Source organism: Sphingomonas flavescens (genome assembly GCF_030866745.1).
Lineage (GTDB): Bacteria > Pseudomonadota > Alphaproteobacteria > Sphingomonadales > Sphingomonadaceae > Sphingomicrobium > Sphingomicrobium flavescens.
Window position 1 is genome coordinate 136,338 of record NZ_CP133016.1, and the last position, 23,588, is coordinate 159,925.

The window sequence follows — 23,588 nt, forward strand, 5'->3', positions numbered from 1 at the left end:
AAGCTGTTAATCTGTGGCGGCGTAACCCACTGAACATGTGGAGGAAGATTGCGCTTTTCGTGGCCTCGATCCCGCTGTTCGGTAGCGCGATGACCAGTGCAGACGCTGCGCCTGCGCGGCAGTGCCGCGTGCTCGCGGCGGAGAAGCTCGCGTCCGGTTCCGCAAGCGCGGCGGCCATTTGTGCGGAGGTTGAACGCGCGATGGACGCAGCGATTCCGGGTTCGCGATATCAGATCGATATTCGCGTCATTTCGCCGGCGCGCCTGTCCGCCACGGGCTCGGTCGATGGCCACAAGTTCCCCGAGCAGAACCTCGCATCGAGCGATCGCAACCTGACGCCCGGTGCGATCCGGCGGTTTGCGCGGGCATTGGGCGAAGCAGTGAAGGCAGCGCGCTAGCTGATTTTAAGAGTTCGCAAACCAGTTTTGGGTGAGAGTACGGCTGGAACATCGTCTGATGGCGACGCCGATCTGGGGTTAGGGAGTATCTGCGTTGGCTGACATTGCGGGAGACAGCTCGACCACAACGAGTCTCACGATCGGTGGGACGCTCACCGACACCATCGAGACGGTGGGCGATCATGACTGGATCCGGATCACGCTTACCGCCGGTCAAGCGGTGGTCGTCACCGTCAACGGGGGGACACTGACCGACCCGTATCTCAACATCCGCGATGCGTCGGGAAACATCATCTTCTCCAACGATGACATCAATCCGGGTGTCGTTACAGATAGCCGCGTCGCATTCAATCCGACCTACACCGGCACTTATTACATCGACGTCGGCGCCTATGCCGATCAGACGACGGGCACGTACACGGTCTCCGTCCAGCCCTACACGCTGCCGCCCGTAGCCTCGATCGATCAGATCGCGGATCAACTAGTAAACGGGTTCTGGGGTGGCAGCAGCCATCACTTCAACGTCACGCAGGGCGGCACGATCACCGTCAACATCAGCACGCTTACCGCGGCCGAACAGAATATTGCACGCACGGCGCTGAGCGAGTGGACGGACATCATCGGGGTCAAGTTCGCGGACGTCACGACCGGTGGCCAGATTGTCTTCGACAATACCGAAGACACTCCTGGAACGCCGGTGGCGGCGACCGATGCCAATTACTCGCGCGGCATTACGACATCGGCTCACGTGCAGATCTCGAGTTCGTGGACGAACAAATATGGAACTGGGCTCTACAGCTACAGCCTGCAAACTTACGTCCATGAGATTGGCCACGCTTTGGGGCTCGGCCATGCCGGAAACTACAACGGAACGGCGGACTATCCGTACGATGCGCTGTTCCAGAACGATGCCTGGTCGACGTCGATCATGTCGTATTATGATCCGCAGGAGAATACGTACTTCGCGGGCAAGGGATTCACGTTCAACTATGCCGTGACCCCGATGCAGGCCGACATCGTTGCCATGCAGCGGCTGTACGGTTTGTCGACGACGACCCGTACTGACGATTCCGTCTACGGTTTCAATTCGACTGCCGGCGGCCTTTATAACGCCAGCGTCTATCCCCGCGCGTCCTACACCATCTTCGATAGCGGCGGGAACGATACGCTGGATTTTTCAGGCGCAACCGCCGCGCAGACCCTTAATTTGAACGCTGAAGCCTATTCGAACGTCAACGGCTACGTCGGCAATATTTCCATCGCCCGAGGCGTGGTCATCGAGAACGCGATCGGCGGTAGCGGTGTCGATACGATCATCGGCAATGTCTACGACAACGTCTTGAAGGGTAATGCGGGGGCCGACGTTTTCACGGGCGGCGGCGGCAACGATACCTATCTCGACACGATAGCCAACCATAATGGCGACCGCATCACGGATTTCAATTACGGCGACAGGATCGTTTTCAGCAACGCTACGCTGCAAAATTTCACCTATGGCCTGTCTGGCGGTGTGCTGACGTTCAGCGGCGGATCAATGACGTTGAGCGGCCTGGCCGGCGGAACCTTCCTGGCTTCTAACTACGCGGGCGGCGGCGTCCAGTTAGTCCTGCAAACCGGCCAGACAATTGGGCCGCTTCGTCCTGACAATGATTTCAATGGTGACGGTCGGAGCGACATTCTCTGGCGCGACGACAACGGCCAGCTGTCGCAATGGATTGCGACCGCCACGGGTGCATTTGGCGCCGGCGCGGGAGCTTCGGTCGCAATATCCTGGAAAGTCGCCGGCCTGGGCGATTTCAACGGTGACGGCCGCTGGGATATCCTGTGGCGTAATGACAACGGAGCGTTGGTTGACTGGCTGGGTTCCGCGAGTGGCGGTTGGCTTCAGAACGGGGCCAACTGGAACGCATCGATCGGCGCCGACTGGCATGTCGTCGGGGTTGCGGACTTCAACGGCGATGGGCGCAGTGACATCCTGTGGCGCAACGATAACGGGCTGCTGTCCGACTGGTTGGGAACGAGCACTGGCGGGTTCGTGCAAGGCACCGGCACCGGTGTTCCCCTGGACTGGAAGGTTGCGGGCACCGGGGATTTCAATGGCGATGGCCGTGACGACATCGTCTGGCGCAACGACAATGGCCAAATGAATGTCTGGCTCGGTCAGCCGAATGGCGGATGGATCGACAACCCCAATGCGTCAACGACGGTCGGAAACGACTGGCACATCATCGGCACCGGCGACTTCAACGGCGATGGCCGCAGCGACATCCTGTGGCGCAATGACAGTGGCGCCATCTCCGACTGGCTGGGAACGGCGGCGGGTGGATTTGGGGCGGGCGCGGGGACGGCTCTCCCGTTAGCCTGGAAGGTTGCCAGCATCGGTGACTTCAATGGCGACGGCCGCGATGACATCGTCCTCCGCAACGACAACGGGCAGGTGACCGAGTGGCTAGGACAACCGAATGGTGGCTGGGCGGATAATTCCGCGCAGGTGTCGACGTTGTTAGGCGTCAACTGGCACGTCCAGGACCCGTTTCTCTAAAAATCGAGTCCAGACCTTGGCGCTCGACATCTGAGGGCGCTGGCTGACTGCCAGCGCCCTCGGTGTCGCTTTACAGGAACGGATCTACGATGTGCCAGCTGGTGGCCACCGACGAAGACGCGTGCGAGGAGTTGTCGATCCAGCCGCCCGTGGATTGACCGAGCCACTGGTTCATCTGGCCGTTGTCGTTCCGCCAGACGATGTCGTCGAGTGCATCGCCGTTGAAATCGCCGATGCTCGCGACCTTCCAGTCCAGCGGGACGCCGGTTCCGGCACCAGCAACGAAGCCTCCCGCCGCCGTTCCCAGCCAGTCGGAGATGGCGCCGCTATCGTTTCGCCACAGAATGTCGCTGCGGCCATCGCCGTTGAAGTCGCCGGTGCCGATGATGTGCCAGTCGTTTCCGACCGTCGTTGACGCATTGGGGTTGTCGATCCATCCGCCGTTGGGCTGACCGAGCCAGACATTCATTTGGCCATTGTCGTTGCGCCAGACGATGTCGTCACGGCCATCGCCGTTGAAATCCCCGGTGCCCGCAACCTTCCAGTCCAGGGGAACACCGGTGCCGGTGCCTTGCACGAACCCGCCAGTGCTCGTTCCCAACCAGTCGGACAGCAGCCCGTTATCGTTGCGCCACAGGATGTCACTGCGCCCATCGCCGTTGAAATCCGCAACCCCAACGACGTGCCAGTCGGCGCCGATGAACGACTTAAAGTTATCGGTGTTCGCGGTCCACCCAACCTGAGCACCAAGCCAGTTGGTCATCAGGCCATTGTCGTTCCGCCAGAGAATATCCTGATGGCCGTCACCATTGAAGTCGCCAGTCCCAGCAACCTTCCAGTCTGCCGATACCGTGGTCCCGGCGCCTGCGGAAAACGCGCCATTGGGACCGCCGTGCCAATCGGACAGCGTGCCATTGTCATTGCGCCAGAGGACGTCGCTATAGCCGTCGCCGTTGAAGTCGTTGTGTGCAACGGCCTGCAAGCGGATTTCAACGCCACCGCCCGTGATCTGGCGCAAAACCAGCCGGCCTGGACCGAGATTGTCGATGGTGATTGAACCGGTGCCGTAATTCAGGCTGTTGCCCTCGACGGTTATACTACTGGCCGAGGTGAGATCGAGGATCTGAATTCGGTCGCCGATCAGGAAGTCGGTGATCCGATCCCCGTTCATTTCGGCCATCGTGCCGCGAAAGATGTCGGCGCCCGTGCCGCCAGTCAGGATGTCGGCACCCGCGCCACCTATCAGAAGGTCGTTACCACCGGCACCGTCAAGTGTATCGTTCCCGTCCAGCCCAGAGATTGTGTCGTCGCCCGAAGTGCCGGTGATAACATTATTACCGGCGTCGCCTACGAAATCCGTCATACTTTCCCTCTCTCAGTCGGCTCGACGCCGAAACGCACACGTCAACGGGAAATGCCCCGCCCGAACGGCCTAACGGCGCGTGCGGAAGAAATATCCCGACCACCGTCACTTATAGAAAAAACGAGGAAACTGTGCCCTTTATCGCACTAGTTTACCGCCTGAGTGTCCCATTTTGACATGACAACGCTTGGCAAAGACCCCGCAGCAAGCGACAAAGCCGACCTGACGTTCGGTCCTTTGCGGACCGGACTATTGGGCCCGGGAGCAACGTGAGAAAACTGCTGGAAAAACTGATCGGTGGCGACGTGCCGCGTCCGCTCGCGGACGCGCTCCAGCAGTGCCAGCGCCACTTCATGGCGGCGGCGGTGTTCAGCCTCCTCATCAACATCCTCTACCTCGCGCCCACCATTTACATGCTGCAGGTCTACGACCGCGTCGTGCCGACGGGTGGCAAGACGACCTTGCTCTTCGTCACCCTAGCGCTCGCGTTCGCGCTGGCCGCGATGTCGGGCCTGGACATGGTGCGTGCGCGGCTGCTCGTTCGTGCCAGCGAGCGGGTTGACGCATTGCTGGCGCCGCGGATCCTCGATCAGATGATGCGCAGCGATACCGGCAACACCGCCCAGGCCATGCGCGATTTCGATACGATCCGGCAGACGATCGGCACGCCCGTCATCGCCGCCATGTTCGATGCGCCGTGGACGCCGGTGTTCCTGCTGGTCGCCTTCATGCTCCACTTCTGGATCGGAATCATGGCCGTCGTTGCGGCCATCCTGCTGGTCACGCTCGCATGGTCGAACCAGCGCGCGACCCAGGCGAAGATGGAAGTGGCGACGACGGCGATGGCATCCGCCCAGAACACACAACAGGCGGCCGCGATGCAGGGCGCGACCGTACGTGGTCTCGGCATGACGGGCGCAATGGTCGCTCGCCAACTCGACCGTCGGCGGATCGCCCTGTCGCACATGGTCGATGCGCAAATGGTCGGCGGACGGCTGACCGCGACAAGCAAATTCTTTCGGATGTTCGTGCAATCGGCGGCACTCGGCCTGGGCGCCTTGCTCGCTATCGCGGGCTACATTTCGGCCGGCGCGATCATCGCATCTTCGATCCTGCTAAGCCGCGCGCTGGCGCCGATCGAGGCCATCATCGGCGGCTGGTCTGCCCTGGCGACGGTTCGCGCGGCCGTTCATCGCCTGTCGGACGTGCTGGCACACATCGATTCGACGCGAGGCTATACGGTGCTGCCGCCGCCCGCGGGCCATATCGAGGTTGAAAATGTCGGCGTTCGCGGCGGCGACGGGCGCACGATTTTGATCGGTATTTCGTTCCGCGCAGGGCCAGGTAAGATTCTCGGCATCATCGGACCCAACGGCTCGGGCAAGTCGACATTGGGACGCGTGCTCGTTGGCGCCATCCAACCCGCGCTAGGCACCGTCCGCCTAGACGGCGCGCGCCTGACGGATTGGGAGCCCGCGGAGCTTGGCCGCTACGTCGGCTACATGCCGCAGGAACCGTCGCTGTTCGAAGGCACCATCAAGGAAAACATTTCCCGTTTTGCCCGGCCATCGACGGCAGAGGAGGCGGCTGAAGTGGACGCCGCCGTTATCGCCGCCGCCAAGGAAGCGGGCGTGCACGAACTGATCTTGCAATTGCCCGGCGCATATGAGGCGCGCCTAGGACTGATGGGCGCGGGATTGTCGCTCGGCCAAGCGCAGCGGATCGCGTTGGCGAGGGCGCTCTACGGCGTCCCGACCGTGCTGGTACTCGATGAGCCCAACGCCTTTCTCGACAACGCCGGCGAGACGGCGCTGATCGGAGCACTGACCCGCGCCCGCGCCCGCGGAGCGACGGTCGTCGTCATCGCCCATCGGCGGTCGGTGGTCGAAGCGGCTGATGAGTTGCTGGTGCTCGAAGAAGGACGGCCCAAGATGATGGGGCCGTCAGCCGCAATCGTGCGCCGGCTCGCCGCGCCGCAAAAATCCAAGGCGGAGAATGCCGCGTGAGCGAGACCCTGGTCCTTCCTGCTGGCCCCGAAGCCATTGAAGGCGATCCCAGTCGCGACATCCGGCTCGGCACGATCATCGCGGTCGCCTTCTTCGTCGTCTTCCTGGGCTGGGCGGCGCTGGTGCCGCTGGATGCCGGGGTGACCGCCGCCGGGCAGATTGCCGTGGCCGGAAATCGCCAGAGCGTCCAGCATCGCGACGGCGGGGTCATCACCGCGATCAATGTTCGCGAGGGACAGCACGTGAAGGCCGGCTCGATCCTCATCGAACTGTCGGCGCCTGAGTTGAAGGCCTCCGAGCGCGCGCTCACCAGCGATTATCTGACGCTGCTGGCTCAGCGGGCGCGGCTGATGGCCGAGCGGATGGGAAAGCGAGATTTTGCACCGCCGCCGGAATTCGCGTCGCTGAGTCCGGAGGACCGCGACATCGCTATGCAGGTGATGGCCCTGCAGCGTTCCGAACTGCGGGCGCGTTCGGGCTCAGTCTCGGCACAGCAGTCGGTGCTTGGCCAGCGCGCCAAGCAGCTTGGCGAGCAGCAGGGCGGCTATGTGAAGCAACGCGAGTCGCTGCGTGAGCAGCAACGGTTGATCGCGGAGGAACTGGCGGGCTTGAAATCCGTCGCCGAAAAAGGGTTCGCCTCGATGAACCGGGTCCGGGCGCTCGAGCGGGCGCAGGCCGAGCTTCAGGGCCAGGAAGCGCAGATGGTCGCCGAATATGCGCGGGCGGGGCAGGGGATCGGCGAAACGCGCATGCAGTCGCTGAGCGTCAGCAGCGACCGTCTCGCGCAGGTTGAGAACGACCTCAAGGACACGCAGAGCAAGCTTTCCGAGGTGCTGCCGAAGCTGGTGGCGACGCGCGAGCAGCTCCAGCATTCGCAGGTACGGGCGCCCGCGACCGGCCAGGTTGTGGGCCTTCAGGTGTTTACCGTCGGCGGCGTCGTCACGCCCGGCCAGAAGCTGATGGATATCGTTCCGGACGGGAAGGAGCTGGTGATCCAGGCGCAACTCAGCCCAACCGACGCCGACGACGTATACGCGGGCCAAAAAGCGCAGATCCGTTTCGCCAGCGTCCATAACCGAACGCTGCCGCTGTTCACCGGAACGGTGCGCACCGTGTCTGCTGACAGTTTCAGTGACGAGAAGACGGGTCGGTCCTTCTTCCGCGTCGAGCTGGTTGTGCCGGAGGCCGAGCTCAACCGCGTGCGTTCAGTCCTAGGCAACGGGGAACTGCGTCCAGGTCTTCCGGTCGAAGCGGTGCTTACCGTCCGGAAGCGCACCGCGCTGCAGTATCTGCTCGAGCCGTTGACCGGTGCGCTATGGCGCTCTGGTCACGAGGACTGATCAGCGGAGACCATCGAGTGTTGGATGAACCTGCCGAGGCGCCAGTGAACCGCCTTGAGATCGACCACGAAGCGACGCGGATCGTTTCGAACCTGATCGAGTTTCGGAAGAACGACCGTGTGCTGGTCTACGAGAATCATTCGCTGGGACTTGCAGCGGGACTAGCGCCCCATGTGCAGCTGGTCGTCGGGACGTGTGCTGACGAGCATTCAATCGATAGCGATCGGGAAGCGGCGCGCCCGACTGGGCTGAATGTCGAATTCGAACTCTTTTCGCCCGCTATCGCGGAGGTTCCGTCTCGTTCAGGCACCGCGCTGGGTCCATCGGTTGAAGAATTTGCAGCGACCTACTCAAAACATTTCGACATCATCGTTTCCCTGCGGAGCTTCGCATCGTTCTCACCTGATGCGGCAGACCGGGCGCTGCGCCTTTTTTCGGACGTTTTGGCGCCGATGGGTCAGGTGATCCTGGGCACGCGGCTACGTCTGAGCTTCGCCCCGACGGATAATCTAACGTCGGACACAATGCCGGTCGATTCGCGGAGGCTCTTCACCTCGCTCGCGGACGAGGGGCTACGACCTGTGAGTCTCACTTTTGGGACCTGGCGAGGCTATAATGCCGGCCGGGTCAAGACACCCAGCGAGTTCGATGTCGTTCTGGTAACCCGGCAGCCCGCGTTGCCCCGCAATTTCTCGGCAGACCGGTACCTTGAACTGCACCCCGATATCGCCGCCGCAAACATTGACCCGGTCGAGCACTACATGCTCTACGGCTTCTACGAGGGACGACAGACGGCCTGATCAAGAGGAAGCTGTCGATCCGCAGTCCAGAAATCCCAGAGGGCCGCGTCGACCGGCGTCGGCCCCAGCATCGAGAGGCGCAATGGCTTCTGCAAACGCGGACCTGCATGCGAATGAAGTCAGGCAAGGGCAGCGCTTCCGATTCGGGAAGAACTGGAGCGATTTCCTCGGGCACCTCACAGTTCCGCGCATCCGCCTCGCGGAGAAGTCGCTAAAGGAAGCTCTGAACACTGAACGGCTCGACGGCCTCACCTTCCTCGACATCGGAAGCGGCAGCGGCCTTTTCAGTCTGACGGCGAGGCGGCTGGGTGCGACGGTCACCTCCTTCGACTTCGATCCCGATTCGGTTCGATGCACCGAGTCGCTAAGGGAGCGCTATTTTCCTGGGGACCCGAACTGGCGCGTTGAGCGGGGCTCGGCGCTGGACGCCGATTACCTGCGGAAGCTCGGGACTTTCGATATCGTCTATTCGTGGGGCGTATTGCACCACACCGGTGACATGTGGCGTGCTCTGGCGCTGGTCGAGCCCGCTGTGAAGGTGGGCGGAACGCTTTTCATCTCGCTTTACAATGACCAAGGCGAGGCGACCGACCGGTGGGCCCGGATCAAACAGCGTTACAACGCGCTGCCGGCCCCCTTGGCCTTCGCTTATGCGTGCGCGATCATTTCGCGAGAAGAGGGTCGCGAGCTTGTGCGCCAGCTCCGGCGCGGAAGCGTCGGTGATTGGCTCCGAACCTGGACCGAATACGACCAGATCAGCACAAGAGGAATGAGCCGCTGGCACGACTGGATCGACTGGATCGGCGGGTATCCTTACGAACGCGTTCGCGTTGAGCCGATCGTTGATTTCTACGCGCGCGATGGTTTCCAGCTTGTGCATCTCGTCGATCGAAGCAGCGGCTACGGATGTAATGAGTTCGTGTTCAAACGCGTGGCAGAGGCTGGCGTGCAGGTCGAGAGCCGCTTGCCGCGCAGCGCTTCGATGGCCCGGCGTTTCGGTCGCCGTCTCAGTGGTCCGCTCGAACAACTTCCCGAGGGAGTATTTGCCCCGCTCAACGGACTCGAAAAGCCTGCCTTCGGCTCCCGGTTATTCGTGCTGAAGGATGATCAGATCATCGGCAAGGCGCGTGTCGCCGGACCCGACCGCGTGCAAATCCTCGAGGTGGATAAGGCGATCCTGGAAACCGACCCCCGAGACCTTGTCGTGTTGGAGGCCAGGGAGCAGCCGTTCCCGGGGCCTTATCGGCACGCCAGGGGCAAGATGTACGAAGTCGTGGTCTCAGAGCTCGCCGATTTGTCGGACAACGAGCAGGACATCAATGGCTCGCCCGTCCATCTGTTCGAGGACGGCAAGCAATTGCCGATGCCGCACGCGACGCATGACGAGATCGCGAGGTTTGGCGAGGGACGGTTCTCTCACTGGGGTACGGCGGTTCTGTTCTCGTCGCTCGATGGCAGCGATCCGAACGCGAACGGTCGCGACTATACCCTGTTGCTTCCTCCGGCCCAGCTGGGCGTTCACAAGACGGCCGAGCCTGGTTACGCGATCCCGGTCGTCGGGCCATTCGAACTCGATGGTGAAGGTTGGCGAGGGAAGATCATGACTTCTCCGCCGGCGGCGGAGGAGGGCACGCTGCTTCTGTTGCGTGACGGTATGTTGGTTGGGCCGATCGTCCCGAATGCCGACGGCTCGGTAATCATCGCGGCGCCCGATGCAAGTGAGGACGTGGTCGCCGCGGCGGATTACTCGTTGATGGCGGGACACTTTTTCGAATTGAAAGCCCCGTTTGGCCGTGCGCGCGGTCAAATGTTTGAGATCGGACTGCCTGAGTACGCTTCTTTGTCCGATCGACCCGGCGACGACCGGCGATCACCGCTGTTCATGTTCGAGGATGGCCATCCGCTGCCCAAGCCCCACGCTGTTCACGACGAAATCGACCAGATTGGCCGGGGCCGTTATTCCCACTGGGAGGGATCGCTGTATTTCTCTTCGTCGGACGGGTCCGACCCCAATGAAAATGGCCGAGATTATCGCGTTTTAGTCGCCACCCGCACCTCCTGATCGAGGATTTCCGGAGCGGCGTAGCTCTGTTCGGGGTCGCGAGACTGCGACCCGCGATCCCGAACTGGGGAGTTCAGCAGCGCGATGTAGCGTTCGCCGAGCTTCGTCTTGTTGAACTCGGTTTGCATCAGGATGCGTGCCTCGCCACCCATCGCGGAAGCCCGAGCCGGGTCCGACAGAAGTTCGAGGCACGATGCGGCAAGACCGTCGACATCTCCGATGGGATGGACGAAGCCGGTCCTGCCATCCTCGATTAGCTCGACCGACCCCCCGGCGGCCGTCGCTACGACGGGAATGCCGATGCTGCCGGCTTCCATCACGACGTTCGGCATCCCTTCGAAGCGGGATGTCAGCAGGAATATGTCGGCCATGCTCATAAGGAGGTGCACGTCGGTGCGTGCTCCAAGCAGGAGGATGCGGTCGGACATGCCGAGCGCGGCAATCTTGTCTTCCAGGCGCGACTTGAGTGGTCCAACGCCGACCAGAAAGGCGTGGGCATCCGGATTTGCACGAAGGACCCGCCCCGCGACGTCGATCCAGGTGGAAGGATCTTTCTCGGCGGATAGGCGCGCAACGCCCAGGATGACCTGTGCCTTGGTGGGCAGGCCGAAGGACCGGCGAAGGGCGGAAATTTCCTCCGGCGCGGCTTTCACGAACACGTCGGAATCGACGGCGTTTGGAATGTGCGCCACGCGTCGGGGATCGATTCCGATCCACTCGGCATAATCTTCGTTTGCGCCGGCATGATTTCCGGACAGCAGAACCCGGGGGGACTTGCTCAACGCCTGGTACGCCGGGCGGTACCAATCGTTGGAAATGTAGGGGAAATTGGTCGGGTTGTAGTTGCGGAAAGACATGATCTGGCGAGAGACGCCAGCGATCTCCGCGGCAAGGCCGGCCAGGATGTTGGGATCGTCCAACTGGCTGATGACCGCCTTGGGCGCAATCCTGGTAAAAACGGCGACGAGCCGTGCCACGGCTTCACGGTCCGGAACGAGGTTCGTCTTGGTAAGGCGTCGGCCAAGGTCGCTCTTCGGCCAGGCTCGGAGGCTCTCGATAGCGGACACCGCCGACGCATCGACATGGCGAATGCCGCTGTCCTGCAACATTTGGAGATAGTGGCGCCGGGCGCCTTCCAGTTTCCGAAACGTGACGAAGGTCACATCGTAGCCGGCGGCCTTGAGCGCCTGCGCGAGATAGACCCACTGACGCTCGGCACCGCCGGGGGGTAGCGAATGAGTGCAGATGACGATCGGATCCCCGGCGCGGACCGGCTCGAAGTCGGAAGGTCGCTGAACGAGTTCGTCGATGGCCGAACCCTGGTCCGCCGAGAGTGACCGTTCCGACCAGCGAGAGACGACCGTCGACAGCTTGTCCCGGTTCTCGGCGTTGATCGGGACTACCCAAATGGGCTTGCCCTCGCGGCCCGGCTCCGTGGCGGAGACGGTCAGACGCTGGTCGAAGATCGAGTATCGCCCGCCGCCTTCGCTAGCGATGATCTCGTGGGACAATGGCAGGGGCGGCAATTGCCGTCCGCCCTCAAAAACCGCGAAATCGGTCGCGAATTCGATGTCCGGGAAGGCAGGGAGCGCGCGAAGCACCTGCGATTGGCGGGCCAGGCCCTTTTCCTTTCGAAGGGGGCGCGCCCCGAACACACGTGCCGCGCGGGACGTCGACAGCAGCGCGCACCTTTGCCGGAACAATTGAAGGTGGTCTGCGGATGAGATCCGCTGACGCATGGAAACTTCGAGGAGTTCACCATTCACGTATGGATTGCGAACGATGACTTTCGATACGCCCTGCGCACGCAGCTTCTCAATTGCGCGGTAATCTAGGCGCAGCGCAGGCTCTCGGCCGGTCGCTAACAGCGTTGCGCCCTTTAGATCCACCGACCTGTCTGGCGCGTCACTGGACTCCCAAGCGGGGAGGTGCACGGTGGTCGAAGCTCCGTCCGGCACGGGTGCGGCTTCGGACAGGAGCTGGAACGCCCGGGCTTCGATCTCTCGCGGCAGATTTGCGAACTGATCCTCATCGGGCCCCGAGCTGCCGTCCGCGACGATGAAAACCTTGTCGCCGACTTGAGCTGCAACGAGGTCATCGGTGCGGTTGTGCGCGGTGCCCTGCGCGAGCGTTCCCGCACCCTCGTTGAATTCGGGCAATTGGGCGGGATGATGGCGTAGCCAGGACTCCAGCGCGACCACGCCCCAGACTTGGTAGGGAGAGAAGTTGCCCGGCGAGCGCTGCCTGGCCATGAAGCGGGCAATACCGGCAGAACCGAATGCCTGTCGCAGGCGGCTATCGTCCTGCTCCAGCAACCGCGATGAGATGTCGAGCAGGCTATCCTTGGCCCAGTCCGACATCGGGAGCGCAAAACCCTGCTTGGGCAGATCAACCAGTTCGCGCGGGAGGTAGCGGTAGGCGATCTCCTTCAGGACCAATTTGCCGCGTCCGCCTTGTACGAGGTCGCGTTCGGGCATCCGCTCGGCAAAGCGCGCCAACTCCACGTTGAGGAACGGCGTCCGGACCTCAAGCGAATGTTGCATGCTCATCCTGTCGACCTTGGGCAGCACGGCGCCCGGCATGTAATTCTCGACGTCCGTCTGACGCATCGTTTCCAACAGCGCGTCCCGGCCTTCATCAAGATCGGTGCGGAGCAGGCCGACGTGGTCCGCAAAACCCTGCGGGACAAACCCGAAGAGTTCCTGGATCAGCGGTTCCGACCCGACGAGGATCGACGACCCGTAATATGCGCTTCCCGGTTTCCAGCCGGGTGCCTCCCCTTCCTCGTATCGCCGCTGCTGATCGAGCGTATGCATGTAGCGGCCGTAACCACCGAACATCTCGTCGCCGCCGTCGCCCGAGATTGAAACGGTCACATGCTGACGCGCAAACTCCGACAGCAAGTAAGTCGGCAGGCATGAGCTATCGCCGTTTGGCTCATCGACCTTCGCCCCGAAGTCCAACAGAAATTCCGCTGCGTTGGGGCTCAGGATCTGATCGTAGTGGCTGGTGCCAAGATGGCTGCCGAACTTCCGTGCGATCAGGTGCTCGCTTTCCGAAGCGCCCTCGAAGCCAATCGAGAAGGTCATCAACGGCCGGTTGAGCCGTCGGCGAATTAGCGCACATACGGTCGATGAATCGACACCGCCGGACAGGAATGCTCCGACGGGAACGTCTGCGATCAGGCGCCGCTGAATGCTGGAAACCAGGATTTCTTCCAGCTCATCGGCAAGATCTTTGAGCGGCCGGTCGCTGTAGCCGGTCGAACCTGGGCGGAATGTGAAGAATCGGCCAATCTGCACGCGCCCGGAAGCCTCGATGCGCAGCCAATGCCCGGGTCTGAGCTTCTTGGTCGAAGTGTAAATGCTCCGCGGGGCGCCCACGTACTGGAAGCTGAGCATCTCCGCCATTGCGTCGACGCTGACGGTCAGATCCACCGTCGGCGCGAGTTCGATGGCCTGAAGTTCCGAAGCAAAGGCATAGGTGCCGTTGCCTAGCTGCGAATAGTAGAGCGGTTTCTCGCCAAAAGCGTCGCGGGCGAGCACGAGTTCACCGGAATGCGTGTCCATGATGGCAAGCGCAAACATGCCATCGAAGCGGGCGAAGGCATCGGTGCCCCATGCCACGAAGGCCTGGAGAACGACTTCGGTGTCCGTGCGGCCACGAAATTGATGTCCCGCGGCTTCCAGATCAGCCTTGATCTGAAGAAAATTGTAGAGCTCACCATTGTAGGAGAGCACGAAACGGCCATCGGCGGTCGCCATCGGCTGTCGCCCCGCATCCGAGGTATCGATGATGCTCAGCCGGCGATGGCCGAGGACGCAGCGACCGTCCGGGTCGACCCACAAGCCGCTCGCATCGGGTCCGCGATGGACCAGCGAGGCCTCCATGGCTTCGACCGCGCGACGCATTTCCTCGGTCGATGTCGAGGCTTTGAGCGGTCGATAGATGCCGGCAATGCCGCACATTAAGAGAGCTCCGAATTAAGGTCTGGACGTTGATAACCCGAAGGGGCTGACCGGCATAGCTTCAAGCCGGGAACGGTCACGGCAACGGGTTCAGTACCTGCTTGGTCACCAGGGCCGCACCGCACTCGTTCAGCCAGATCGGATATTCGCGAAAAATGACGCGAGCTTCGGGCCTGGCTTCGGAAAAATCGTGTAACGCGCGTCGGACACCGCCGTTGCCGCCTGGGTCCATGAGTGGTGATCGCTTGCCCACATCGTGCAGGATCATAAGCCCGTTTGTTCTGAGTAGGTCGTAACAAAGTTCGATATCGTGTCGGGCCGATTCGTAATCGTGAGCGCCGTCGATGAAGATCAGGTCGAAGGGTGCTTCCTCCTCTAGGCGATCCTGGCATTCCTGCTGGTATGAAAAGAAAGGCAGGATTTCGACACAGGACGATACGCCGGCGGCCTCGACGTTCTTGGCCGCGATGTCCTGGTAATGCGCTTGTGGCTCGAGCGTGAGCAACTTCCCATAGCCGTTGCGCATCAACGCCGATCCCATGATCACGGATGCGGTGCCAATGTGGGTGCCGATCTCCAGAACCCGTCGCGGGCGATTGTTCAGGATCTCGGAATAGAGGAGATTTTGAATGCCGACGTCAGAGTGGCCCGGTGCCTCGTCACTCGACATCATGGCCTGCAGGGCCTCGGTCAATTGCCGGTTGCCGTCAAAGACAGGAAGAACCTCCCATCCGCGATTGGGGTCGATGCCCTGCTTTTCGTCCATTGCCTGCCCGTACGGTGACGGCCCTCACTGTCAATCTCCGCGGTATCAAATGGACGCAAACAATTGCATGGCTTGACTATTATCGGTGAAGTTGTGTGAAACCGCGATCAGCCGATCGGTCAAAGCAGCCCGGGCGTGGGGAGATTTCGTGACATCAGTTTTACAGCGGCAGCCGGCGGACCGGCTGCCGGAATTTCGAGTAGATTGGCATGACGACTCTGCCAATTGGTCTGTCGCTCCCGAATTCATGGGCAATTCTGATCTTCGTGCGCTTGCGTTGACCGACGAGCGTGAGATCGTGTTCGAGATCGTCGCGCCGGCCGAAGCGTTAAGTTCGCTGCACATCAATCTCGCCACCTTCGCGCGAAAGAATAGCGTGACGCTAACCTGCGACCTGCTCGATTCAGACGGGGCGCTGCTGTTGCGACACCATTCGTCGGCGGACCAGATTTTCGACAATGCGCTTCACAAGTGTCTCGATCTTCGGGTCCTGCAGTTCGAAATCGGAAAGAAATATTGGGTACGGCTCAGCTCGGTTGGCGCAACCGCCGATGATTGCTTTGGAGTCTGGTGCCGCGAAGTGGTCGCGGGCCGTTACCAACTGCCGCGAAAGATCAATCATTTCCGAGAGCGGCGGGTCTTCGATTACGGGGTTGAGAGCGCCGGTCCCTCGACCAAGCTCAACTGCTACGCTGTTTTCGACACTGCATATTGGCAGGCGAACCAGACGCTGGCGCAGCTTGATCAAGCCTTTCCCAATCAGACCTTTCAAGTTCTCAATTTCGATCCCGCTCGCGATACGGCGCGGCTTTGGGACCGTCTGGCCGCTGCAGACGTGGTGGCCTTTTGCGACGTTCACCCGACCGACGATGCCGGACAGCGAAGCTACGACGGATTGGTATTCGAGCTGTTTCGGCGAGGAATCTGCACGCTTTTCGTGGATGGCGGGTCGTTCGCATTCAGGGGGGCTCGCGCAAATTTCGCCTATGCAGACGGACTTAAGGATCAACTCAGCCGACGCACCGCGGATGCGCGGCGCTGCCAATTTACTCTTCGTCCTGACGATGTGCGCCTGGTTCACAACGATCGTCCGAGCGAAGACCTGAGCGAAAGCGTCCAAATCGGCACTCCGGCTGCGCTGGACAACTTGATGCGGCTCGCGCGCCATGGCCGGACGCCGCGCGTCGCGATCGTATCTGTTCTGTATAACAAGTCGGACATCATTGAGCGCTTCGTGGAACACGTCGTGAGCCAGTCCTACCCCGGCGAGATCGCGCTCGTTCTGGTCAATGACCGTTCGCCCCAGGACGACGCCAAGCGCGCGATGAAGCTGTCCAAGGAACTGGCCAAAAAAGGCGTAGCCAATCGAACTGTCGAGGTTGTCGAAAACGCGGATAATCTCGGCAACTGTGCGTCGCGCCTGGTCGGCCTCGCGTCCGTCGAGGCCGACATCTACATCGTCATCGACTGCGACTGCCTGATCAATCGCGACTTCGTCTCTGCGCATGTCTTCGAGCACGCTCGCGACGATGTGGATGCAGTGGTTGGTCCCTTGAACATCGAGAGCTGGCAACGGGATCCGGAAGAACTGGTGCGGATCCTGGAGGCTGAGCCGGAGCGCATTGCTGCGGAGGCGTCGGCACAGGATCCGGTGCAGCCGGATGGCTTCGTCAATTGCATCACCCGCAACTTCTCGGCCAAGCGCAGGGTCGTTGAGCGCGAGCCGCTCTTTGACGTCGACTTCGGCTATTCGGCGAAGCCCGGTTCAGGCTTCGGCTGGGAAGACGTGGAGATGGGTTACCGGCTCTACGCCAAGGCTTCGGTGATCCGCTTCACCGAACTCGCCTTCTCCGTGCACGCAACGCACGATGCGTCGACCAACGAGGAAGGCAAGATCAAGGGGTCGTTCCGGAACTTTGAGCGGATGTTTGCCAAGCACCCGGCCATGGAGCTGGCGGCCCGGCGCTGGTCGGTGGACACCTACGACAAGCTTCAGCGCTGGGCGGGCAAGGACGTTGACGCCGGTGAGCCTCAAAAGGCCTTGGCCAAGCGCTTCGAGAAGATCCTCGAGGCGGACCGCAAGCTAATTCAGTCGTATCGCCCGGGCGCACGGCGTCTCCGGATCCTAACCTATCGCTGGCACGTGCCGCACCAGTACGAACTGTACAAACTGCCCCATGATTTCACGCTCGCCACGCACATCGGCGAGAACGGGATGATCAATGCGTGGAGTTACGATCAACGACCGTTCCGCCCGAACGTCCGAATGGTACCTGCCCGGCACATCGATCCGCGAGATTATGATCTCGCGATCCTGCATTTCGACGAAAACCTGCTTGCACCCAACCTCTGCAACAACGTGATCCCAAGCTCATGGGGAGAGGCGTTCGACTGGTTGCTGGAGACATCGCTACCCAAAGCAGCGATCTGTCACGGAACGCCGCAGTTCCGCGGGCAATACGCTTTGGACGCCAGGCAGATGGCAACGTTCGACATCCACGAAGACGAGCGGTTGCGAATGGTCCGCCATCTGGCCGACGCCAATGTCAAAGTCGTCTGCAATTCCTGGCAGGCCCTGGCCGAATGGGAGTTTCAAGACTCGCGCGTGATCTGGCACGGCTTTGATCCGCAAGAGTTTCCGGCGGGCACCCAGGAACGAGGCATCCTCGCGCTAGGCCAGGACCGCCACCGTCCTCACTATCGCGGCGCGTGGGAACATGCCGAGATCGAAGCGATGCTCGACCCCGCGATCAAGATCGAGACCGCGGCCCATGTCGGAGCGGCGATCGATCCCCGGGATACAAACGCTTTCGCGGTCCGGCATTTCAGATCCTACGTGGACAGAATTCGCCAATTCACGGCGTATCTCAACACCACTCTCCGGTCGCCCATGCCTCGCTCGCGCGGTGAGGCGATGATGACCGGTGTCATTCCGGTGTGCCTTGCCAACCATGACGTTCAGCGTTTCATCGAGCCCGGGAAGGACGGCTTCTATTCGGATGAGCCGGCGGAGTTGGCCGATTGGCTCAATCACCTATTCAAGCGGCCGGCGGAAGCTCGCAAGCTAGGTGAGGCTGCCCGCCGAAAGGCAATGGATGTGTTCAATCATGATCGATACCTGTCGGCCTGGACACAATTGATCGAGGACGCGCTCGGAGAGTCGATCAGCCGCTGATTTCTGGCCGGGGCGGGATCGCTTTGCCGCGGTTCCAATAAAAAAGGGGCGGACCCGAAGGCCCGCCCCAATCTTGCTAGCTTAGCTGACGCTTAGCCGCGTTCACCACGCTGCGCCGGAGGCGGCGGCGGGGGAGGCGGCGGCGGCGGCGGCGGGCAGGTTGCCGTCGCGTCGATCACCGACCCGTCCGGGCACGTCTGCGTCGCCGGGGGCGGCGGAGGCGGCGGCGGCGGCGGCGGCGGCGGCGGAGCCGCTTCAACCGGGGTCGAACCGAACAGCAGACCAACGCCGATCAGGCCGGTGAGGGCATGCGTGTGACGCTTGTAGTCCGAGTAACGGCCTTCAGCCTTCACGTAGAGGTTGTTCGTGAAGAGCTGCTCGATGCCGCCACCCCACTGAATACCCGTCGCGTGATAGTGGTCGTAGTAGTAACCCGGACGACCGGCGCCGGCATAGCCGCCACCCGGAACCGCCGGGAGGAATTCCTTACGCTGCTCATCGCGAACGTAAGCAACCTTACCATAGACCAGCGTCGACGGCGTCACCATGACGCCAGCGCGGAGACCAAGGCCCCACTCCTGGAACATCTTGTGGTTGACGTAGCCCGCACCGTCGATGCCGTGGTTCTCAGGACGCGCGTCCCAGTACGAACCCTCGACGCCGAGGACGAACGAATCCGCCAGGTAAGCGTCGACACCAGCCGCCGCGCCCCAGCCGATCTTCGACTTGTGATTGCCTTCCGAGTGGAAGCTCGTGATGCCAACCTGACCCTCGGCGCGGAAACCGCGGAGAGACTGTGCATCAGCCTGAGTAGCCGTGACGCCAAGCACAACTGCAAGCGCCGAAACTACGCCAGTATGCAATAGCTTCATGTTGTAACCCCTTTCTACTGAACTGTCTTTTGTTGTTAAGAAGTAAATGAGAACTTAATCTGTCTTCAATGCGAGCCTTCAAATTGATTTAGGAAACGACCTTCGACTTCATTAGCAGCATCACGTTTATTGCAAAAGCGAAACTGTCAAAGCGCCGCACTTTCGTAAAGCGTCCCCTCGCTCCGTTCTGCAACCAACCGCAATGCGTGAGCGAAGTGGAGACGCAAACGAGGGCGGTCAAGTTCCAAGGCCATCGGGAAAATGACGAACTATGTTGCCTTGATGCAACAGGTCTTGGTTCTGCTCCCCATGCGCAATTGGGGGTGTTGGTCCGTTGACCTGTTCACTGCAAGGCGACTAACCCCACCGAAAATTCTCCCATCTCAGACACATGGATAATCAGGTGCAGACTCCAGAAGCCGACCCGAGGCGTCGCAACGTGACATTGGATTGGTCATCGGTCGCCAATTACAAGCGAGATTATGCGGCGGCGTTGAGCGCGGCCATCGGCGGAATTGCCGACGATGCTGTCGAGACGCTGTGCCGGAAAGTCCAGGAGGCTGCGGCCGCTGGGCGGCATATTTTTGCCGTCGGCAACGGTGGATCCGCGGCGATCGCGGAACATCTGTGTTGCGATTGGACCAAGGGCACGAATGCAGAAGGCCATCCGACCATCCCGTCGCGATCCCTGACCGCCAACAGTTCGGTCTTCTCTGCAATTGCCAATGATTATGGATACGAGCGTGTCTTCGATACGCAGCTGGGCTTCTTCGGAAAGGCAGGCGACGTCCTGATCGCGATCTCGTCCTCCGGGAACAGTCCGAACATCCTCAATGCCGTGCGCAAGGCGAAAGAGATCGGAATGTTCGTCGCGGGCTTGTCCGGTTTCTCCGGCGGCAGGCTCGCGGAAGAGGCCGACTGCTCTGTCCACGTCAGCGTCGAGAATTACGGCCTGATCGAAGACGCGCATCAGGCGGTCATGCACATCGTCGCGCAATTCATCGCCTGCGAACGCGACTTCGGCGCCACGGACGCCCGCTCGTGAAACTTCTCGTCACGGGCGGCGCCGGCTTCATCGGCAGCCATCTTTGCGATCAGCTGATCGCGCATGGTCATCAAGTTGTGGCGGTGGACGATCTCTCGCTGGGTCGGGAACGCAATCTAACCCAATTACGCGACACGGCGGAATTCACATTCCATCGTGGCGATGTTCTTGACGGAGACTGGTTCGGACCGTTCGTGCGGGACGGAAAGTTCGATTGCATTTTTCACATGGCAGCGAATTCGGACATCGCGCGGTCGCACGCCGATCCTTCCGTCGATCTCGATCGGACGTTCCGGACGACTTACGCGGTGCTCGATGCAATGCGGAGCAGTGAGACGCGACGCCTAGTATTTGCGTCGACATCTGCGGTCTATGGCGAGGCAGCAGGAGAGATTGGCGAGAATTTCGGGCCGTTATTGCCAATCTCGCATTATGGTGCGGCAAAATTGGCTTCCGAGGCCTTCATCAGTTCGTTCGGTGAGAATTATGGGATCCAGAGCTGGATCACGCGCTTTCCGAACGTCGTCGGTCCTCGCGCGACCCATGGCGCCGTATACGATTTCATCAAGCGATTGCGCGCCAACCCCGAAGAACTCACCGTGCTCGGTGACGGCTCGCAGGAAAAACCATACCTCAGCGTCCATGATCTGGTTGCGGCCATCCTGCTCGTTTGGAGCAGGACGGACGATCAGGCCAACGTCTACAACGTCGGCGCGCGAACCCGGACTAAGGTTCGCGATATCGCGCGGATGGTCGTGGAGGAAGGACCCAGCGAGGCCAAGATCTCGTACACCGGAGGCGACCGCGGCTGGATCGGCGATGTGCCGAAATTCGCTTACGATATCTCGAAGATCGAAGCTCTTGGCTGGGCGCCGACCATGTCCTCCGACGAAGCCGTAAGGGCAGCCGCCCGCGCGGTGTGGAACGAACCCGAATGAAAGCGGTGATCTTGGCGGGTGGCAAGGGCACTCGCCTGGGACTGAGCGGTGTTCCGAAGGCGATGGTGGACATCGAGGGAACGCCAGCCCTCGAACGCATCATTCGTGGGGTGGTCCATTCCGGGATGACGGAGATCATCCTTCTGACTGGCTATCTGGGCGACGTCATCGAAAATTATTTCGGCAACGGCGGCCGGTTCGGCGCCTCCATCGAATACGTCAGAGAGGACACGCCACTTGGCACGGCGGGTGCCTTCAACGCGATACGGGCCAAGCTGTCGGAGCCATTCATGGTGGTTTACGGCGACCTGCTCATGGACGTTGACTTGAGGGCATTCGCCGACTTCGCCTTGGCGCGGGGTGGGGCGGGAACCCTGTTCGCGCATCCAAATGATCACCCCTTCGACAGCGACTTGCTCGAGGTCGATGAGAACGGTCGGATCCTAGCGGTTCACCCGAAGCCGCATCCGGAAGGTCGGGCTTATGCCAATCTCGTCAGTGCGGCGCTCTATGTCCTATTTCCGAAAGCTCTCGAATTCGTTCCGCAGGACCGTCCGTCGGACTGGGGCCGGGAAATCCTTCCGCGCATTGCCGACGCGGAACCGCTCTTTGCCTATCGGAGCGTCGAATATGTGAAGGACATCGGCACGCCGGATCGCCTCGCCAAGGCGACCCGGCATCTGCGTGAGGGCCGGCTGGACCATTTGTCTCTTCGCAAACCGAAGCCGGTATTGTTTCTGGACCGCGATGGCGTGATCAATGAAGAGGTGAACGGCGCCCATTCCGGGCGAGATATTAAGCTGATTGCTGGGGCGGCCGCAGCGATAGGCGCTGCCAATAAAGCCGGCATGCCGGTCATCTGTGTGACCAATCAGCCGGACATTGCCAAAGGCTTGATGGACTGGAAAAACCTTCGCGACGTCAATGCTGAAATCGACCGCCAGCTCGCGCAGGAAGACGGTGCCTACATCGACGACATCTTCGCTTGTCCGCATCATCCCGAACGTGGCTGGGAAGGTGAGGTGCCCGATCTCAAAATCGAATGCGACTGCCGCAAGCCGCGTGACGGCCTACTGAGACAGGCTGCAGAAACTCATAACATCGATCTTGGCCGCTCGTGGCTGATCGGCGATCGCTATTGCGACGTGGCAGCGGGGCAGTCGGCGGGAACCATGACTATATTGGTCAGAACGGGTCACGCGGGCGACGACCGCGATCGTTTCGACATCCAACCGGATGCCATCTGCCGGGACATTGGTGAAGCGGTCGAAATCGTGCTCGGACAATCCGCATGATCATTTCGCGCACACCGCTACGAGTAAGTTTCGTCGGCGGCGGATCGGATCTACCCGCCTTCACGCGCCAGCACGCGGGTGCCGTGCTGAGCATGTCGATCAAGAAATATGTTTATCTCTCGATGCACGAATATTTCGAGAACCGTGGGTGCATTCTCAAATATTCGGAAATCGAAAAGCCCCGCACCACTGACGAGATACAGCACCGCATCATTCGTCAGGTGTTTCACGACCTCCAGATCGATCGAGTCGATTTCAATTCAAGTGCGGACGTCCCGGCGGGGACTGGGATGGGCTCGTCTAGCGCGTTCACGGTCGGTCTGCTGAACCTTTGCTACGCTTATCGCGGAGAGTTTGTGTCTCGCGCGAAGCTCGCGGAACTCGCCTGCGAAATCGAAATTGAAAAGCTGGGGGAGCCTATCGGCAAGCAGGATCAATATGGTTGCGCCCTTGGGGGTGTGAACTTCCTGGAATTCCACACAGACGGCACGGTATCGCATGAAAGTGTGCCGTTGACCGCAGAACAACGGCACCAAATGGAGCAACGGCTCCTGCTGTTCTATCTCGGCGGGACCCGATCGGCGAGCAACCTGCTCGCCGTTCAGTCCAGGAACATTGTCGAGGACCCACACGTAACGGCGAACCTGCAGGCCATGGTCGAGCAGGCGCATCGGCTGCGCGGAGACCTTGCCGCGGACGTCGATAATCTTGGCCTTTACCTTCACGACGGTTGGCTTCGGAAGAAAGCGCTATCCGCCGGCGTTTCCAACGAGGTCGTCGAGCGTGCTTACGAAAAGGCGCTTGCGGCCGGTGCGACCGGGGGCAAACTTTTGGGGGCGGGTGGGTCCGGCTTCCTCCTCGTCTATGCCCCGGGGGACACGAGGAATGAAGTGATCGACGCCTTATCGGACTATCAATTGCACTTGGTCCAGCTCGATACTTCCGGCTCCTCGATCATATACAGCGATTGATGACTTTGTTGTCGGATTCGGGAACGGTTAAGCGGCCAGAGCAACCG

Annotated in this window: 15 protein-coding genes; 11 read left to right on the forward strand and 4 right to left on the reverse strand. The window is 61.1% G+C overall.

The features are described 5' to 3' along the window. Positions 1-89: 89 nt before the first annotated feature. The gene (locus QU596_RS00800; RefSeq protein WP_308516413.1) at positions 90-398 is read left to right on the forward strand and encodes a hypothetical protein; all 309 of its coding nucleotides are present in this window, start codon (positions 90-92) and stop codon (positions 396-398) included. 94 nt (positions 399-492) lie between these two features. Next, complete coding sequence (locus QU596_RS00805) at positions 493-2,940, forward strand: M10 family metallopeptidase C-terminal domain-containing protein (RefSeq protein WP_308516414.1); 2,448 nt, start codon at positions 493-495, stop codon at positions 2,938-2,940. Positions 2,941-3,010: 70 nt separating this feature from the next. Here the strand turns inward: QU596_RS00805 and QU596_RS00810 are convergent, their stop codons facing one another. After that, the gene (locus tag QU596_RS00810) at positions 3,011-4,303 is read right to left on the reverse strand and encodes an FG-GAP-like repeat-containing protein (protein ID WP_308516416.1); all 1,293 of its coding nucleotides are present in this window, start codon (positions 4,301-4,303) and stop codon (positions 3,011-3,013) included. A 269-nt stretch (positions 4,304-4,572) separates the two neighbouring features. Between QU596_RS00810 and QU596_RS00815 the strand changes: the two genes are divergently transcribed. The 4 genes from QU596_RS00815 (at position 4,573) to QU596_RS00830 (ending at position 10,511) form a co-directional block, all read left to right on the forward strand. Beyond that, positions 4,573-6,309 carry a type I secretion system permease/ATPase gene (locus QU596_RS00815; protein ID WP_308516418.1) on the forward strand — a complete coding sequence of 579 codons (1,737 nt, stop codon included), beginning with the start codon at positions 4,573-4,575 and terminating at the stop codon, positions 6,307-6,309. Continuing rightward, on the forward strand, positions 6,306-7,649 hold the full coding sequence (locus QU596_RS00820; protein ID WP_308516419.1) for an HlyD family type I secretion periplasmic adaptor subunit: 1,344 nt from the start codon (positions 6,306-6,308) through the stop codon (positions 7,647-7,649). The genes QU596_RS00815 and QU596_RS00820 overlap by 4 nt, the downstream gene beginning before the upstream one ends. Before the next feature lie 17 nt (positions 7,650-7,666). Then, positions 7,667-8,449 carry a class I SAM-dependent methyltransferase gene (locus QU596_RS00825; protein ID WP_308516420.1) on the forward strand — a complete coding sequence of 261 codons (783 nt, stop codon included), beginning with the start codon at positions 7,667-7,669 and terminating at the stop codon, positions 8,447-8,449. An 82-nt stretch (positions 8,450-8,531) separates the two neighbouring features. Next, positions 8,532-10,511, forward strand: a complete 1,980-nt coding sequence (locus tag QU596_RS00830; RefSeq protein WP_308516421.1) for a class I SAM-dependent methyltransferase — start codon at positions 8,532-8,534, stop codon at positions 10,509-10,511. Here the strand turns inward: QU596_RS00830 and asnB are convergent. Both asnB and QU596_RS00840 read right to left on the reverse strand, forming a co-directional pair. After that, on the reverse strand, positions 10,478-14,479 hold the full coding sequence (gene asnB, locus QU596_RS00835; RefSeq protein ID WP_308516422.1) for an asparagine synthase (glutamine-hydrolyzing): 4,002 nt from the start codon (positions 14,477-14,479) through the stop codon (positions 10,478-10,480). The genes QU596_RS00830 and asnB overlap by 34 nt on opposite strands. 76 nt (positions 14,480-14,555) lie before the next feature. Continuing rightward, positions 14,556-15,245: an O-methyltransferase gene (locus QU596_RS00840; RefSeq protein ID WP_308516423.1), complete on the reverse strand. Its 690-nt coding sequence runs from the start codon at positions 15,243-15,245 to the stop codon at positions 14,556-14,558. 148 nt (positions 15,246-15,393) lie between these two features. Here QU596_RS00840 and QU596_RS00845 point away from each other — a divergent pair, with 148 nt between their 5' ends. After that, positions 15,394-18,420 (forward strand): glycosyltransferase, encoded by a 3,027-nt coding sequence (locus QU596_RS00845; protein ID WP_308516424.1) that lies wholly within the window; start codon positions 15,394-15,396, stop codon positions 18,418-18,420. A gap of 92 nt (positions 18,421-18,512) precedes the next feature. Here QU596_RS00845 and QU596_RS00850 read toward each other — a convergent pair whose 3' ends face one another. Further along, entirely contained in the window at positions 18,513-19,292 is a 780-nt protein-coding gene (locus QU596_RS00850; RefSeq protein WP_308516425.1) for an outer membrane protein, read from the reverse strand. 439 nt (positions 19,293-19,731) lie between these two features. Between QU596_RS00850 and QU596_RS00855 the strand changes: the two genes are divergently transcribed. Genes QU596_RS00855 through QU596_RS00870 form a run of 4 tightly spaced genes read left to right on the forward strand, consistent with a single transcriptional unit; the run spans position 19,732 to position 23,541 of the window. After that, a complete protein-coding gene (locus tag QU596_RS00855) occupies positions 19,732-20,337 on the forward strand; it encodes an SIS domain-containing protein (RefSeq protein ID WP_308516427.1) in 606 nt (201 codons plus the stop codon). After that, positions 20,334-21,275, forward strand: a complete 942-nt coding sequence (locus tag QU596_RS00860; protein ID WP_308516428.1) for an NAD-dependent epimerase/dehydratase family protein — start codon at positions 20,334-20,336, stop codon at positions 21,273-21,275. Before QU596_RS00855 ends, QU596_RS00860 begins: the two co-directional genes overlap by 4 nt. Next, positions 21,272-22,570 carry an HAD-IIIA family hydrolase gene (locus QU596_RS00865; RefSeq protein ID WP_308516429.1) on the forward strand — a complete coding sequence of 433 codons (1,299 nt, stop codon included), beginning with the start codon at positions 21,272-21,274 and terminating at the stop codon, positions 22,568-22,570. Before QU596_RS00860 ends, QU596_RS00865 begins: the two co-directional genes overlap by 4 nt. Further along, positions 22,567-23,541, forward strand: coding sequence for a GHMP family kinase ATP-binding protein (locus QU596_RS00870; RefSeq protein WP_308516431.1), 975 nt, complete (start codon positions 22,567-22,569; stop codon positions 23,539-23,541). The genes QU596_RS00865 and QU596_RS00870 overlap by 4 nt, the downstream gene beginning before the upstream one ends. Positions 23,542-23,588: the final 47 nt, after the last annotated feature.